This window comes from Rudaea sp. (assembly GCF_036560865.1).
Taxonomy (GTDB): domain Bacteria; phylum Pseudomonadota; class Gammaproteobacteria; order Xanthomonadales; family Rhodanobacteraceae; genus Rudaea.
The window spans coordinates 1-15,454 of sequence record NZ_DATBQK010000030.1; the positions used below are offsets into that span (position 1 = coordinate 1).

9 protein-coding genes are annotated in these 15,454 nt (G+C 63.6%); 6 read left to right on the top strand and 3 right to left on the bottom strand.

Annotated elements, in window-relative coordinates:
- Nucleotides 1-311: 311 nt before the first annotated feature.
- The 4 genes from VIE67_RS03550 to VIE67_RS03565 all read left to right on the top strand — a co-directional run bounded on the left by VIE67_RS03550 (nt 312) and on the right by VIE67_RS03565 (nt 7,154).
- Entirely contained in the window at nt 312-971 is a 660-nt protein-coding gene (locus tag VIE67_RS03550) for a C40 family peptidase (protein ID WP_332023340.1), read from the top strand.
- A 166-nt stretch (nt 972-1,137) separates the two neighbouring features.
- Nucleotides 1,138-1,596, top strand: a complete 459-nt coding sequence (locus VIE67_RS03555; RefSeq protein ID WP_332023342.1) for a DUF3574 domain-containing protein — start codon at nt 1,138-1,140, stop codon at nt 1,594-1,596.
- Nucleotide 1,597: 1 nt separating this feature from the next.
- The gene (locus tag VIE67_RS03560; RefSeq protein WP_332023343.1) at nt 1,598-3,172 is read left to right on the top strand and encodes a SulP family inorganic anion transporter; all 1,575 of its coding nucleotides are present in this window, start codon (nt 1,598-1,600) and stop codon (nt 3,170-3,172) included.
- A gap of 277 nt (nt 3,173-3,449) precedes the next feature.
- Nucleotides 3,450-7,154: a patatin-like phospholipase domain-containing protein gene (locus VIE67_RS03565; protein ID WP_332023345.1), complete on the top strand. Its 3,705-nt coding sequence runs from the start codon at nt 3,450-3,452 to the stop codon at nt 7,152-7,154.
- A 185-nt stretch (nt 7,155-7,339) separates the two neighbouring features.
- Here VIE67_RS03565 and VIE67_RS03570 read toward each other — a convergent pair whose 3' ends face one another.
- The gene (locus VIE67_RS03570) at nt 7,340-7,930 is read right to left on the bottom strand and encodes a cysteine dioxygenase (protein ID WP_332023347.1); all 591 of its coding nucleotides are present in this window, start codon (nt 7,928-7,930) and stop codon (nt 7,340-7,342) included.
- A 632-nt stretch (nt 7,931-8,562) separates the two neighbouring features.
- Between VIE67_RS03570 and VIE67_RS03575 the strand changes: the two genes are divergently transcribed.
- A complete protein-coding gene (locus VIE67_RS03575; RefSeq protein WP_332023349.1) occupies nt 8,563-9,792 on the top strand; it encodes an esterase/lipase family protein in 1,230 nt (409 codons plus the stop codon).
- Between the two features lie 161 nt (nt 9,793-9,953).
- Complete coding sequence (locus tag VIE67_RS03580; protein WP_332023351.1) at nt 9,954-12,131, top strand: protein kinase domain-containing protein; 2,178 nt, start codon at nt 9,954-9,956, stop codon at nt 12,129-12,131.
- Nucleotides 12,132-12,189: 58 nt separating this feature from the next.
- Here the strand turns inward: VIE67_RS03580 and glmS are convergent, their stop codons facing one another.
- Nucleotides 12,190-14,022, bottom strand: a complete 1,833-nt coding sequence (gene glmS, locus VIE67_RS03585) for a glutamine--fructose-6-phosphate transaminase (isomerizing) (RefSeq protein WP_332023353.1) — start codon at nt 14,020-14,022, stop codon at nt 12,190-12,192.
- A 240-nt stretch (nt 14,023-14,262) separates the two neighbouring features.
- Nucleotides 14,263-15,454: bifunctional UDP-N-acetylglucosamine diphosphorylase/glucosamine-1-phosphate N-acetyltransferase GlmU (gene glmU, locus VIE67_RS03590; RefSeq protein WP_332023355.1), on the bottom strand; the 1,192-nt coding region annotated here is incomplete at its 5' end.

A 15,454-nucleotide genomic window follows, 5' to 3' on the forward strand; every position in this document is an offset into this window, starting at 1 on the left:
GCTTGGGTCAGAACGGCGCCTGATTTTCATACACGCTATGTATCAACACAAGCGTGTACTGTCAAGGATCCGACCCCATTCATGTAACACCGGTACGCATTGCGCGCCGTCGTCGGCGTTTAGTTCGCCGTAGCGGATCAAGGCCGCCATCGAACAATTCGTTGTTGCATACCCCGCCACACGGCGTCCATAGGCGCTGTGCCTGTCGCTTTTTGCACTGAACGGTGCATTAAACAAAATTTCAACGACGCGTTTGTTACGGTCACGTCCTTCGCACGTTTTCGTTGCAGTTTTTCGCTGGGGAATGCCGCATGTCGTTGCAGAGAATGGCTAGCTTGGTCGCGTTTTTTGTTCTCGGTGCTGCCTCGTTTTCTCTCTGCGCGCAAAGCCTGATCCAGCCGTCCGCTGCCAATCCGGCGGCCATTTCTGTTGATGGGTTCGTGCCGGCGTTCCTGCCTGAATCGGCCAATTCCACGGCGGCGGTCCCATTCGCGCAGCCCGCGCCGCAACCTGCCGCCGGAGCGTTCGATCGGACCCTGAATTTCGATGCGGCCATCGCCGCGGCGGCGACTACCGAGGTCCTGTTCAAGGCACCGCGCAAGCATCTCGCCGATTTCGCGATGCGATTGCGCGATATCCGCTATCGCCGCGGTGGGCACGAGCCTTCCACCGGCTTCGATTGCAGCGGTTTCGTGCACTACGTTTATCATCAAACCTTCGGTCTGGACCTGCCATTCGACGCGCCCGGCCAGTTCGTCCGCGGCGAGACCGTCGCGCGCGACGCAATGAAGACTGGCGACCTCGTGTTCTTCGGCAACGGCAAGCGCATCCAGCACGTCGGTATCTATCTGGACAACGGCCGCTTCATCCATTCGCCGTCGCCGGGCAAGCATGTGCGCGTCGACCGCATCGACTCGCCGTATTGGGCCAAGCGCTTCGCCGGCGCCAAGCGGCCGGACGCGATCTCGTAACGCACTCTTCGCGCCGCTCGCGGCGCACCTTCGACCGATCAGTGCTGCTGCGCACGGACCTGCGCGGATTGCTCATGCCTGTGTCTGGTCTTGCGCTCGGCGTCGCGTGTCGATTGCGCAAACGCCCGTAAGCAGCCAATACTAGGGAATGCAGAGTCGTTCCCGTATGGACGTCCAGATCAAATTTTCCGCGCTGATCCTGCTCGGCCTGCTGCTTTGCGGCTGCGTGGAGACGAGATCGTCGAGCATGTTGCACGGCGACGCGGCGCACCCGGATGCGACCTCGAACTGGGTGCGCACGGAGCTGTATTTCGGCATCGGGCCCGTTGCGGACAAGGGCAACGACGAGGCGAACGCCGCGGCTGAAAAGCGCTGGCGCGAATTTCTCGATCGCGAGATCACCGCGCGCTTTCCCGATGGCCTATCCGTCTACGATATTTATGGCCAATGGCGCACGCAGGGGCATGCAGATGTCGAGCGTCTGCATTCGAAGGAAGTCATGTTGCTCTACGCCGACACGCCGCAGCATCGTGCAGATGTCGAAGCGATCCGCGCCGCGTGGAAACAGGCGAGCGGCGATTTGTCCGTATTGCGCGTGACGCAACCCGCCGAGGTTTCGTTCTGACATGGCCGCTACGGCGCGGCTGCGCATCACCTCGGGCGATATCAACGGTTTTATCGGTCTGGTCGTCGACAATCTCTCGGTGCTCGCGTTCCTTGCGGGTGCGCTGATCGGGATTTTTCACTTCCCGGCCGAGGTGATCTTCGGCAGGATGTTTCCGGGCACCGCGTTCGGCGCATTGATTGGCAATCTGATCTACACGCGCATGGCGCTGCGCAGCGGCCGCGCGGATGCCTGCGCGATGCCACTGGGCATCGACGCGCCGACCACGATCGGCATGGGCCTGCTCGTGCTCGGGCCGGCCTTCGTTGCGTTCAAGCAGCAGGGCATGGACGAGAACGCCGCCGCGATCGCGACCTGGCAGCTGGGCATGGCGGCGATGGTCGTGATGGGCGTGTTCAAGACGATTCTTTCGTTCTGCGGAGCGGCAGTGCAGCGGCTGGTTCCGCGCGCGGGCCTGCTCGGATCGATCGCCGGCATCGCGCTCGTACTGATGGGATTTTTCCCGCTGGTGGATATCCTGCGCGTGCCCATCGTCGGCCTCGCCTGCCTCGGCATCGTGCTGTACGCGCTGGTCGCGCACGGACCGCTGCCCGGGCGCATTCCGGGCGTGTTGTTCTCAATCATCGCCGGACTCGTGCTGTATTACGCGCTCGGCCCATTCGATCTGCTCGGCCCCGGCTTTCACGCGCCGAGCGCGCCGCAGTGGCGCTTCAATCTGCCGTGGCCGAGTCTCGGCTTCATCGATGGCCTTAAGTATACTTTGCCGTATCTGGCCTTGATCCTGCCGTTCGGCCTGCTCATGGTCGTCGGCGGCATCAACGTCACCGAAAGCGCGCGCGCGGCCGGCGACGATTATCCGGTGCGCGATATCCTGCTGACCGAAGCGCTTGCCACCCTGGTCGCCGGCATCTGCGGCGGCGTCGCGCAAACCACGCCCTATATCGGCCAGCCGGCCTATCGCGCGATGGGTGGACGTAGCGGGTATACCTTTTTGACCGGCGTGTTTCTCGGCCTCGGCGGCGTGTTCGGTTACCTGTCGAACCTGGTGGAATTCATTCCGCTTGCGGTGCTTGCGCCGATCCTGATTTTCATCGCCATCCATATCACGATGCAGGCGTTCGAGGCGACGCCGCAGAAATATTTCGCGGCGGTGGTGATCGCGTTCTTCCCGGCGGTCGCGCGCATGCTCGCGATCAAGCTCGGCGATCCGGGCATCGTCGCGCCGGAGCATTTTGCGCAATTGTATACTCACGCTGATCAAGGCCTGCCCGAGCTCGCGGTGATCGTGATCCTGGGCAACGGCTTCATCATCACCTCGATGGTCTGGGCGAGCTTCGTCGTTGCCCTGATCGACCATCGCCTGCGCCACGCGGCCGCGATCGTCCTTGTCGGCGCGGCGCTGACCCTGTTCGGCATCATTCACTCCGTCGATCCCAACGGCAGCATCTATCTGCCGTGGACGCTCGACCCATCGGCGCGCGGACTGGTCTGGCAATTCACCGCGGCCTACGTCGTGCTCGCCGCGACGTTGTTCCTGCTGTCGCTGCAACCCGCGTCGAGCATCGACCGCAGCTGACGTACTATTTTTCACCTCCCCCCATGCGGGGGAGGTCGCCGCGCGTAGCGCGGCGGGAGAGGGGATGGCGCCGAAGGCGCCCGCTGCGGCGGGCGCTACCCCTCTCCCCAACCCCTCTCCCGCAGGGGGAGAGGGGCTTAAGAGCAAAGCAGTAGCTGTAACCATTCCAACCGAAAACGCTCCGGAACACGGCACGAGTCCGCATAAAGTCGGCTGCAAACGGCCTATGATGCACATCGCGTGCTGGTAACACGATGCTTGCTACCGGAGGCCGGGGATGACTCCTACAACGCCTGCACAAACTGCCGTCGCAGATGCGAATTCTGTCGACGCGGCCAAGGCGCGACACGCGGATGAGGCCGCCGCGATCAAGGCGCGGCGCGCGCAGGCGTATCCGGCTTCGGCCGATATGCAGGGCGCTCCGCTGGCGGGGTTGGCGCTATCCGGCGGCGGTATCCGCAGCGCGACGTTTTGCCTGGGCCTGATTCGCGGGCTCGCGCAGAACGGCATTCTGCGCCGCTTCGATTATTTGTCGACGGTGTCCGGCGGTGGTTACGTCGGTGCGAGTGTGGGCCGGCTTATTTCCGTGCTCGGCATCGACGCCGCGGAAAAGCAGCTCGCCGCGGGCGAGTCGCAAATACTGGCGTGGCTGCGCAGGAACGGGCGCTATCTCACGCCAAGCGGCGCACGCGATTTAGGGATGGCGATTGCGACGCTCATGCGCTCGGGTTTTTCCACCCACTTCGAGCTGGGCCTGTTCGCCCTGCTCGTCGGCCTGCTGGCGATCCTGCCGCACATCGTGCAAACCCAGTTCGCGCTGTTCGATGCGGATACCTGGCAGCAGTGGCGCAGCGCATGGTGGCCGCTCGCGCTCGGCTTCTGGTTGCTCGCGGCGCCGGGCGCCATGCTCGCGTTCTGGCCAATGCGCGACCGCGGCATCGCGCGGGCCGCGGAGTGGCCGGAACTTCGCCTGCTGACCGTGTTGACGGCAGCCGCCACCCTGGTCAGCGCCTACTTTGTGGTTTCCTCGTACGGCAAGACCCAGGGACTGATCGGTCCGCTCAGCGCATCGTACATACTCGGACTTGTATCGCTCGGCGCGCTGGTGCGCGTGCTGTTTCTGCAGCTGCGTTTGTACAGGCAGGACAAACAGGGCGCGCCGATATCGTTCATCCTCGCCGAGCAGCGCCACCGCCTGACGCTCGTGCTGAAACGGATCAACAGCGCGGTGCTCGCGCTGCTTCTGCTCGGCCTGCTCGACGCGTTGAGCTACTGGCTGGCATATCAGGTTGCGGAAAATGGCCCGTCGCTTACCTGGCTGACGAGCGGTCTGGGCATCGGCGGCCTGCTTGCCGTCGTCTTGCGCAACGTGTCCGACCCCGTACAGAAAGCGATGGCATCCTCCGACGGCCTGCGGGCGCGCTGGCTGCCGTGGCTGATCAATCTGCTCGGCATCGGCCTGGGTCTGTTGGTGGTCTACACGTGGACCGTGCTGCTGCAATGGCTGGTGTTCATCACCGACGATGTGCTGATCCTGCAGAACCTGTCGCCGATTCTGTGCGCGCTGGAAATTCTCATCGCGTTGCTGATCTGGTTTTTGTTCACGCGCAAGCACTGCGAAACCGTCAACGCGTCTTCGCTGCATGGTTTTTATCGCTCTCGCCTGATCCGCGCCTATGTGTCGGTCGGCAACCCGAAGCGCTTCCACAAACTCCACGCGAAATTCTCCGGACGCATCGAAAGAGAGAGCGAAAGCGTCACCGATGTGGTGCAGGACGACGACGTAGCGTTGAGCGAATACCGGCCGGAAGACCAGGGCGGGCCAATCCACCTGATCAGCGCGTGTCTGAATCAGACGATCGACGACCACGGCGCGCTGTACAACGCCGACCGCAAGGGTGCGGCGATCATCGCCAATGCCAGGGGTTTCGAGATTGGCCCGACGGAGGCGGCGGCGATGCAGGCGGACGTCGACGCCAGCACACTGGGGCAGTGGGTTGCGATTTCGGGGGCGGCTGCCTCGCCCGGCGCGGGTTCCAATACGACGTCAGGCTGGGCGATGCTGCTGTTTCTGGTCGGTGCGCGTCTCGGCTACTGGATGAAGGCGATTCTCGCGCCGGTCGCGCCGAGAAAAAACACGGAATGGATGACGCGGCGCCTCGCCAAGCTCTCGCGCGACGTGCTCAACAGCAAACCCGGCCTGCTGGTCAGCGAGGCGCTGGCCTCGTTCGCCGGGCGCACCGGCCACTGGTGGTATCTGTCCGACGGCGGGCATTTCGAGAATACCGGCGTGTACGCGCTACTCAAGCGCGAGGTGCCTTTCATCCTGCTCGCCGACTGCGGCGCGGATCCGAAATATGTGTTCGAGGATCTGGAGAATTTGATCCGCAAGGCGCGCATCGATTTCGACGCCGAGATCGAGGTTTACCCGCGCGCGGAGGCCGAGCAGTTTCTCAGTCGCTTCGACGCCGACCTGTGCGTGCTGGCGCCGGAGCAGATGCTCGACAACCATTCCAAGCGCGGCGTCCTGCTGGCGCGCATCTGTTATCGCCACAGCGACCCGACGCAGCACAAGCTCGGCACCTTGCTTATCGTCAAACCGAATCTGCATCAGGCGCTGGACAACGATGTGCTCGGCTACGCGCGGCGCAATCCGGGCTTCCCGCAGCAGTCGACCGCCGATCAGTTTTTCGATGAGGCGCAGTGGGAAAGCTATCAGCGACTGGGCGAGGATTTCGGCCGCGCGTTGACCGACGCGCGCCTCGGCAAATTGCCCGAGTGGCACAAACCATGGCCGATTGCGCGGCCGATCCAGACCTTGCGCCATGTTCCCGTGGCGCTCGCGGACGACGAGCCCGAAGCCGTTCCGTACTGGCGCCGCGGCGTGGCGGCCGCGGCGCTGGGCACGACCTTGAGCCTGGGTGCGCTCGGCGGCATCGTGCTGCCGTTGTGGCAAGGCGTCGACGCGTGGCAAAAGGAGCGTGTCGCGCAGGCTGATGCGAGCAAGGTCAAACTTGACGCAGCGACCATGCGTTATGCGGAGATCAAGAATGACGTCGACGGCGTTCTCGTCGGCCTGGCGGCGACGCATGCCGCCGCGCCGGCCGCAGCGGATCTGGATTCCGGCAAAGCAAGAAAATTGCGCGAGGTCTACGACACGATCAGCGGCGGCCAGACCGAGCCGGACCTGATGAGCGCCCTGAAGAAAGTGCAAAACGCATGCGGCGTGCGCAACGACAGTTGCAACGACAACGCCCCGGCGGTGCAGATGTGCAACGCAGTCTGCGTCGCCGACCTGAGCAATTCGATCAACGACTACTGGGGCGTGCCGAAGAAGGCCAGCGAGTTGGAAAAAAATTGGCAGGTCGGGCTGGCCATAAGCGTGTGGCAGTTGGTTGGAGGCTCCTACGCATTGAATCGGTCTCCCGCACCGCCTGAGAGTCCGCCGCCGAGCGAGCAAAGCGCGCTGCCTCCGCCGGCAATCTCCCAGGCCGAACCTTCGGCCGAACCCGCGCCTTCTCCACCACCACCTCCGCCCGCGCCCCAGTCGAAGTCGGCGAATGCACTGCAGGCCTGCCGGGATGGAAACCGTCCGCTGACCCTGTACATCCAGATCTACGACGAAGGCATGCGCGCCAATGCCGAGGGCATCGGGCAGAAGCTGAAAGGGATGGCGCCCGATCAGGACATCGAAAACTTCGTGCGCGTGGCGCGTGTCGAAAACGTCGTCGACAGCGCCAACTTGCGCGGAAAGAAACCGGCGACCGCGTGGCCGCAACCGACCCTGATCGTGCATCGTCCGGAGCAGGACATGCCGTGCGCAACCGTACTGGCGACGCAGCTCAACACCATTCTGCGCCCGCCTTATCCGAAGTCGGGCGACAGCCTGGTCGATGTGCGCAAGCTGCCCGCGTCGTTCAACAGCACGCGCCATGTGTTCGAGTTGTGGTTGCCGCCGGTCAAGGCCGCGGTCAAGCAATAGTAAATTTGCTGTCGCTCACCTCTCCCGCTGGCGGGAGAAGGGTGGCGCAGCATTGAGCGGTGCATCCACCACTGACGCGCCACCCTCAACCACCTTCGGCACCTTCTCCCGCCAGCGGGAGAAGGGAATCGAGCTGATCCGGGCAAACCTATTGGCGGAACGGCACGCCAAGAGACAACTCGCCGTCAGATCGAAACAGCGTCAAGCAAGGCGCGCTGTTGCGATATGCGATACAGATCGTTGCCGGCCTCGACGAACGACTGGTAGTGATCGAGCTGGCCGCCGTAGACATGCAGCGACAGCGCAGGCTGCTGCGCCGACAGATTGCGGCAGCGATGCACATAGGCCGGATCGATGAACACGGCCGCGTCGCCACTGCCGAGCAGCAGAGAGCGATGCTGCTGCAACGCCGGCTGCACGGGATCGCCGTCGCTGAAGAATTCGTCAACCTGCAGCGTGCCGTCGAGCACCAGTTCGATGCCCCACAATTCGGCGTGATCGTGCAGCGGCGTGACATAGCCCGGCGGCCACGCGATCAGCAGCATCGTGTAGGAACCGTCCGGCGCCGACGCGATCAGTTGGCGCCGATAGTGCGGCGTTTCGCTGCCGGCGAAAAACGACGCGGCGCGCGGGCAACCGTCGGCCCAGACCAGCGACGTCAATTGCTCGCGCAGGTCGCCGACTTCCTTTGGCGTGATCTCGCCGCAGAGTCCGGCGGTGACATTGCGCAGCGCGTGGCTCCACTCCGCGGCGATGGCGATTTGCTGGTGTTGCATAAGACGTTCTCGTGCAAGTTTCCGATAGCCCATGCAACCACATGCGCCGTTACGAAAGCGCTAATTTTTGCGGGCAATTTCTGACGCCTGCGGATACATCGATACGGCCAGGATCGATAAGCAAAAGCTTCACAAATCCGGCGCGTTCCGCAGCGGGATTAAACATTACAAATCGTCACAGACAGCGGTCATTGATGCCAGTTGAAACTTTCCTTCCCCTGCGCAGCGGGGAAACATCGGCAGGATTGCCGATGTTTGCAGCGAAGGCTGCCCGCAGGGCGAGCCATAAGGACATGGCGAGCACAAGGTGCCGACTGCGAAGGCAGGATGCCGAAGCGAACGGCGAAGCCGGCCCGAAGGGCGTGCCGCAGGAGCGGCACGTAACGCGGAAGGGGGCGCTCTTGGTCGGCCATAGCAAAAGCGCCCCCATCCCCCTAGGGGACTTCCTTTGGGGCGTCAGTCCTACGGGCAGCTTCCCCCGCTACGCAGGGGAAGCGACCGCACGGGTTCTGCGTTCTGAATTATTCAACGATAAGTGGTGGCGCACTTCGCTGACTGCTGACGAAATTTCAATCCCATCGGAGCGTTATCTGGAATACTGACGACGCGACTCCTTCCACGGCCAAGCCAGCATGCCCAAACGGATTCCTGTTCGCGCCAGCGATTTGCGTGGTTACGGCCGGCTGGCCATCGAGGCGACGCTCGGCATCACCCAACTCGTCGAAAACCTGCACCGCAATATTCAGCGCACGCCGGGCATTCTCGCCGAGCCTGCGCGGACGCCGACGAAAGGCATCACCGGCCTGGTCTATCGAACCATCCGCGGCGTGACGCGACTGGTCGGCGGTGGAATCGACGTCGCGCTCGCGCAGCTCGCGTCGCTGCTCGGACAACCCGGCGAATCGTCAGGTCAGCGCGAGGCGCTGCTAGCGGCGCTCAATGGCGTACTCGGCGATCATCTTGCGGCCAGCGCCAATCCGCTGGCGATACCGATGCAGTTGCGGCGCGAAGGTCAGGCGTTGGCGCTGACTGCGGAAGGTCTGACTGCGGCAATACTCAAGCCATCGGCAAAAATCCTGCTGCTCGTACACGGCCTGTGCATGAACGATCTGCAGTGGCGGCGCCACGCGCACGATCACGGCGCCGCGCTCGCCGCGGATGGTGGCTACACGCCGCTGTATCTGCACTACAACAGCGGTGTGCATGTCTCGAGCAATGGGCGCACCTTCGCCGAACGGATCGAGAAACTGCTGCAGGCTTGGCCCGTGCCGGTGCAGGAATTGACGATCATCGGCCACAGCATGGGCGGACTGGTCAGCCGCAGCGCGTGTCATTACGCGCAGGAAGCGGGACACGATTGGCCGCGTTATCTGCGCAAGATGGTTTTTCTTGGCACGCCGCATCAGGGCGCGCCGCTGGAGCGCGCGGGCAACTGGGTCGACGTGATCCTGGGCAAGAGCCCGTACACCGCCGCATTCGCGCGCCTGGGCAAGATCCGCAGCGCGGGCATCACCGATCTGCGTCATGGCAGCGTGCTCGACGCGGACTGGATCGATCGCGACCGTTTCGCGCGCGGACAGCGCAAACCCGCCTTCGTCGCGCTGCCGCAAGGCGTGCAGTGTTATGCGATCGCCGCGTCGATCGCGGCGAAATCCAGCGCATTGCGCGAAAGGATTCTCGGCGATGGACTCGTGCCTTTGCCCAGCGCGCTCGGGCAGCAAGACGATCCGCAGCGCTGTCTCGCATTTCCGAAGACGCAGCAGTGGATTGGCTATCGCATGAATCACATGGACTTGCTTGATCGCAAGGAGGTCTATGCAAAGCTGCGCGAGTGGTTGGCGATCAAGGCGGATGCTGCTTGAATTTGGAGTTCCGCTTTCGACCCTCAGTCGCGTGCGACCGCTTCCGTGCCGCAGATCAATAGGTGTTCGGCGGCGATGTGCAGAGGGGCGGGGAATAGTCGGGTTGGCGGCTAGGGCGTTCGATAGCTGATAAGCTTTATCGGATGCTTGAGGAGGGGGCAATGCCAGACGACTCCGGACTTCCAATCCAGCGGCTGCGGGATTTGCTGGCCCAGTCGTACAACATCGACCGCGAGCTGAAACGCGGCGGCATGTCGGCCGTGTTCCTCGCGCAGGATCGCAAGCACGATCGCCTGGTCGCGATCAAGGTACTGAATCCAGAACTTGCCGCAAGCCTGGGACCGGAAAGATTTCTGCGGGAAATCAAGCTCGCTGCACGGCTCAACCATCCGCACATCCTGCCGCTGCATGATTCCGGCAGCGTCGACGGATTGCTCTACTACGTCATGCCCTACGTCGAAGGCGAGTCGCTGCGCGAGCGGCTCGACCGCGAGCACAAGCTCAGCGTCGAGGAAACCATCAAGCACGGCCAGGCCATTGCATCGGCGCTCGATTACGCCAACCGCCAGGGCATCGTGCACAGGGACATCAAACCCGAGAACGTCATGCTGTACGAAGGCGAGGCGATGGTCATGGACTTTGGTATCGCCAAGGCGGTCAGCGCCGCCGGCTCGGAAACCATGACCCAAACCGGCATGATGGTCGGCACGCCGGCCTATGTCAGTCCCGAGCAGGCGGCCGGACTGGAAACCCTCGATGGTCGCAGCGACCAGTACAGCCTGGCGTGCATGTTGTACGAGATGCTCACCGGCGAGCGGCCCTTCACGGGCAGCAACCCGCAGGCGGTGATGACCCGCCGCCTGACCGAGACGGCGCGGCCGCTGCGTGCCGTACGCTCGACCGTACCCGAGAGCCTGGAGCGCGCGGTGACCAAGGCGATGGCGATGGACGCCTCGGCGCGTTTTGCCACCACCGGACAGTTTGGGCTGGCGCTGGCGTCCGGCAGCATGAGCACACCCAGCGACACCATGGTGATCCCGACGCCGGTCGTCTCGGCCGCCAAGTCGGTGGCGGTGCTGCCCTTCGCCAACATGAGCAACGACCCGGATAACGAGTATTTCACCGACGGCATGGCCGAGGAGATCATCAACGCGCTGTCCAAGATCCAGGCGCTGCGGGTCGCCTCGCGTACCGGGTCCTTCGCCTTCAAGGGCAGGAGCGAGGACATCGGCGAGATCGGCAGGAAGCTCAAGGTATCGACCGTACTCGAGGGCAGCGTGCGCAAGATGGGCAACAAGTTGCGCATCACCGCGCAGCTGGTGAACGTGGCTGATGGCTACCATCTCTGGTCGGAACGCTACGACCGCGACGCCGAGGACGTGTTCGCCATCCAGGACGATATCTCGCAAGCGATCGTCAAGGCGCTGCGCGTGATACTCAGCGAGGACGAGAAGAAGCAGATCGAGAAGGCGCGCGTGATCAACGTGGAGGCGTACGACTTCTACCTGCGCGGCCTCCAGAGCTTGCATCAGATACGTCGGCGCAGACTGGAACACGCGCGGCAGATGTTCGACAAGGCGATTGCCATTGACCCCAACTATGCCCTTGCCCACGCCGGCCTCGCCGCCTGCTTTTCCCTGCTTTACAGCTATTTCGATGCGCGCGAGTTCAATCTGCGTCAGGCCGAAGAGGCCAGCAGCAAGGCGCTTGAGTTGGATCCAGACCTCGCCGAAGCGCACGTGGCCCGCGGCTTGGCGGTGTCGCTGAGCAAGCGCTTCGACGAGGCCCGCGGCGAGTTCGAGCGCGCTATCGCGCTCGACCCTAAATCCTTCGACGCGTTTTACTGGTACGGACAAAGCGAGCTGTCGCAGGGCAACTTCGAGCACGCGATCAACCTGTTCGAGCGGGCCTCCACGAATCGCCCGGAGGACTACACTTCACGCAAGTTCATCTCCCAAGCGCTGAAGTCCCTGGGTCGCGATCAAGAGTGCCTTGAGGTCATCCGCAGGCTGGTGCCGCTGATCGAGCAGCACCTCGAACTGAATCCGGAGGACTCGCGCGCCATGATGATGGGCGCGGCGGTGTACGCGCAGCTTGGCGACCCCGAGAAGGCCTCTATCAATGTCGCTCGCGCCATGGCGGTCGATCCCGAGGACCCGCACGTGCTCTACAACGTGGCCTGCGCCTTCGCCAGTTTGGGCCGGATCTCCGACACGCTCGACGCGCTGGAACGGTCGGTCCGCAGCGGCTGGGGCGACAAGGCCTGGCTCGAGCACGACAGCGATTTCGACCCGATCCGCAGCGAACCGCGCTACCTTGCGCTGGTGCGGACGATGTAGTCCATACAGCGATCGTCCGCTCCTGGCGGTTTTTGCCGCCTTCACCAATTTCCCGGACTTATTCCACAGTTACACTTTTCGCCAGATTGCGCGGCTGATCCACGTCGGTGCCGCGTAGCACGGCGACATGGTAGGCAAGCAGTTGCAGCGGCACGGTGAACACCGCGGGCGCGATCAGGTTGCCGCCGGAGGCGACCTTGATCACGGCGCCGCGCTCGCCGCTCTGGGCGACGGCGGCATCGGTGTCGGCGAACACGAACAATTCGCCGCCGCGCGCGCGCACTTCCTCGAGATTGGATTTTAGTTTTTCGAGCAGCTGGTTGTTCGGCGCGACCGCGACCACGGGCATGTCTTCGTCGACCAGCGCGAGCGGGCCGTGTTTGAGTTCGCCGGCCGGATACGCTTCAGCGTGGATATAGGAAATTTCCTTGAGTTTGAGTGCGCCTTCGAGCGCGACCGGATAGTGCACGCCGCGGCCGAGGAATAGCGCGTGATGGCGCGGCACGAAGCGCTCGGCCAGCTTGGCGATTTCCGGTTCGAGCTTGAGCACTTCGCCAAGCACGCGCGGCAGCGTCGCCAGCTCGCTCACGTACTGAGTATACTTTTGCGCGGGCAGGCCGTTGAGGCGCGCGAGTTCGAGCACGATCAGCGCCAAAGCGGTCAATTGCGTGGTGAAGGCCTTGGTCGAGGCGACGCCGATTTCCGGGCCGGCGCGCGTCATCAGGATGAGGTCGGATTCGCGCACGAGGCTCGATTCGGGCACGTTGCAGATCGCGAGTGAACCCAGATAGCCGCGCGGCTTGGCCTCGCGCAACGCGGCCAGGGTGTCGGCGGTTTCGCCCGATTGCGAGATCGCGATGAACAACGACCCGGGTTGCACGATCGTGCGCCGATAGCGGTACTCGCTGGCGACCTCGACGCTGCACGGAATGCCGGCGATCGCTTCGAGCCAGTAGCGCGCGAGCAGGCCTGCGTGATAACTCGTGCCGCAGGCGATGATCTGCACATGGCGCACGCGCGCGAGCAACGCGTCGGCGTCGACGCCGAAGATATTCGGCAGGATGCGCTTGTCGCTAATGCGCCCTTCGAGCGTGTCGGCGACCGCGCGTGGCTGCTCGAAGATTTCCTTGAGCATGTAGTGGCGATATTCGCCGCGCTCGACCGCGTCGGCCGACAGTTCGCTTTTTTTGATCGGCCGCTCGACGCGCTGGCCATCGCCTGAGTACACCGCGAAACCGTCGCGGGTGATTTCGGCGATATCGTTTTCTTCCAGATAGACAAAGCGATTGGTGACGCGAATCAGCGCCTGCACGTCCGAACCGAGAAAATTCTCGCCCGCGCCGACGCCGATCAGCAGCGGGCTGCCGCGCCGTGCGCCGACCACATGGCCGGGCTGATCGCGGTTGACCACGGCGATCGCGTAGGCGCCGTGCAGACGCTTGGTCGCCGCGATGACCGCGTGCAGCAGATCGGCGCCGTGGCTGAGTGCCTGCTGCACCAGATGCGCGATCACTTCGGTATCGGTATCCGAATCGAAGCGATAGCCCTGCGCCTTGAGTTCCTCGCGCAGCTCAGCGTGGTTCTCGATGATGCCGTTGTGCACGAGGGCGACCTGGTCGCGCGAGGCAATCGGATGCGCGTTGATCGTATTCGGTACGCCGTGCGTGGCCCAGCGCGTATGCGCGATGCCGGTGAATCCGGCGATCGGCCGGGTGGCATGCAGTTGTTCGAGCTCGCGCACTTTGCCCTGCGTGCGCAGACGCTCAAGGCCTTGATCGGTGAACAGGGCGATGCCGGCGGAATCGTAGCCGCGGTATTCCAGCGCCTTGAGTCCGTCGATCAGCGTACCGACCACATCGCGCCGCGCGGCGGCACCGACGATTCCACACATGGTTCTATCCTCGCAACAGAGCGCTATTTTAGCGGGTTGCGCAGACTTTTATCCCCGCTGGGGGATCTCTGAACAAGTCACCGTTCGTGCCGAGCCCGTCGAAGCACGTTCTTAGAACCATACGAGCTGCAATGGTCTGCGAATCGCCCTTCGACAAGCTCAGGGCGAACGGACTACTTATTCAGGTCTACCCTGGTGGCAATCGTCTGGCGACGAACTGGCTTTTCGCCGAGCTGGCATTCAGGTTTTTTTCGGGCGTTTGTAGCCGGACAGCGTCTGTTGTCTCGCGCGGGCGACAGTCAATTGGCCGGGTGGCGCGTTCTTGCCGATGGTCGAGCCGGCGCCGATCGTCGCGCCTTTGCCGATCGTGACCGGCGCGACGAGGGCCGAGTTGGAACCGACGAAGACGCCGTCCTCGATCACCGTGCGGTGCTTGTTCGCGCCGTCGTAGTTGCAGGTGATCACGCCGGCGCCGATATTGACCTCGCTGCCGATCGTCGCGTCGCCGATATAGCTAAGATGGTTGGCTTTGGAATTTGTACCAATTGTTGCATTTTTCACTTCCACGAAATTCCCGACGTGCGCACTGGCGGATATTTCAGTGCCTGGACGCAGGCGCGCAAACGGGCCGATCACGCAGGGCCCGAGCGTGACGATGCCATCGATATCGCAGTGCGAGCGTACGATGGTACCGGCGGCAAGGTTGGAATCTACAATCCGACAGAACGGGCCGATACGCACGTCGTCGCCGAGCTGCACGCGGCCTTCGAGGATCACGTCGACGTCGATCTCGACGTCGTACCCCGCTATCACCTCGCCGCGGATGTCGATGCGCGCCGGATCGGCCAGGCGCACACCCGACGCAGACAGTTCGCGTGCGCGGCGCTGGCGATAGCTGCGTTCGAGTTGCGCGAGCTGCCAGGCATCGTTGGCGCCGGCGATTTCATGCGCATCGCCGCACGCAATGGCGATCGCCGGTTGGCCGTCGGCCGCGGCGAAGCCGAACACGTCGGTCAGGTAGAACTCGCCCTGCGCATTGCGATTGTCGAGCCGGCCGAGCCAGCCGCGCAGCGCTGCGGCATCGGCCGCGATCACGCCGGTATTGATCGTGCCGATCTTGCGCTGCTCGGGCGAGCAATCCTTGTCCTCGACGATGCCGTGCACGCGGTCGCCGGCATCGACGATCACGCGACCGTAGCCGTCAGGATGCGCCGGTTGCGCGGTAAGCACGGCCAGCGCTGCCGGCGCGTCGAGCAGCGGTTGCAAGGTCTCGCTGCGGATCAGCGGCACGTCGCCGTAGAGCACGAGCACGCGTGCGCCATCGGGAATCGCCGGGATCGCCAGCTGCATCGCATGACCGGTGCCGCGTTGCTCGGCTTGCTGTACCCAGTTGAGATCGGCTTGTCCGGCGAAGGCCGCGCGCAATTGTTCG

Excerpts from the sequence above, each read along its gene's own strand:
- VIE67_RS03555 (WP_332023342.1), top strand. The coding sequence starts at position 1,138 with ATGGACGTCCAGATCAAATTTTCCGCGCTGATCCTGCTCGGCCTGCTG.
- glmS (WP_332023353.1), bottom strand. The coding sequence starts at position 14,022 with ATGTGTGGAATCGTCGGTGCCGCCGCGCGGCGCGATGTGGTCGGTACG.
- VIE67_RS03565 (WP_332023345.1), top strand. The coding sequence starts at position 3,450 with ATGACTCCTACAACGCCTGCACAAACTGCCGTCGCAGATGCGAATTCT.
- VIE67_RS03570 (WP_332023347.1), bottom strand. The coding sequence starts at position 7,930 with ATGCAACACCAGCAAATCGCCATCGCCGCGGAGTGGAGCCACGCGCTG.
- VIE67_RS03560 (WP_332023343.1), top strand. The coding sequence starts at position 1,598 with ATGGCCGCTACGGCGCGGCTGCGCATCACCTCGGGCGATATCAACGGT.
- VIE67_RS03580 (WP_332023351.1), top strand. The coding sequence starts at position 9,954 with ATGCCAGACGACTCCGGACTTCCAATCCAGCGGCTGCGGGATTTGCTG.
- VIE67_RS03550 (WP_332023340.1), top strand. The coding sequence starts at position 312 with ATGTCGTTGCAGAGAATGGCTAGCTTGGTCGCGTTTTTTGTTCTCGGT.
- VIE67_RS03575 (WP_332023349.1), top strand. The coding sequence starts at position 8,563 with ATGCCCAAACGGATTCCTGTTCGCGCCAGCGATTTGCGTGGTTACGGC.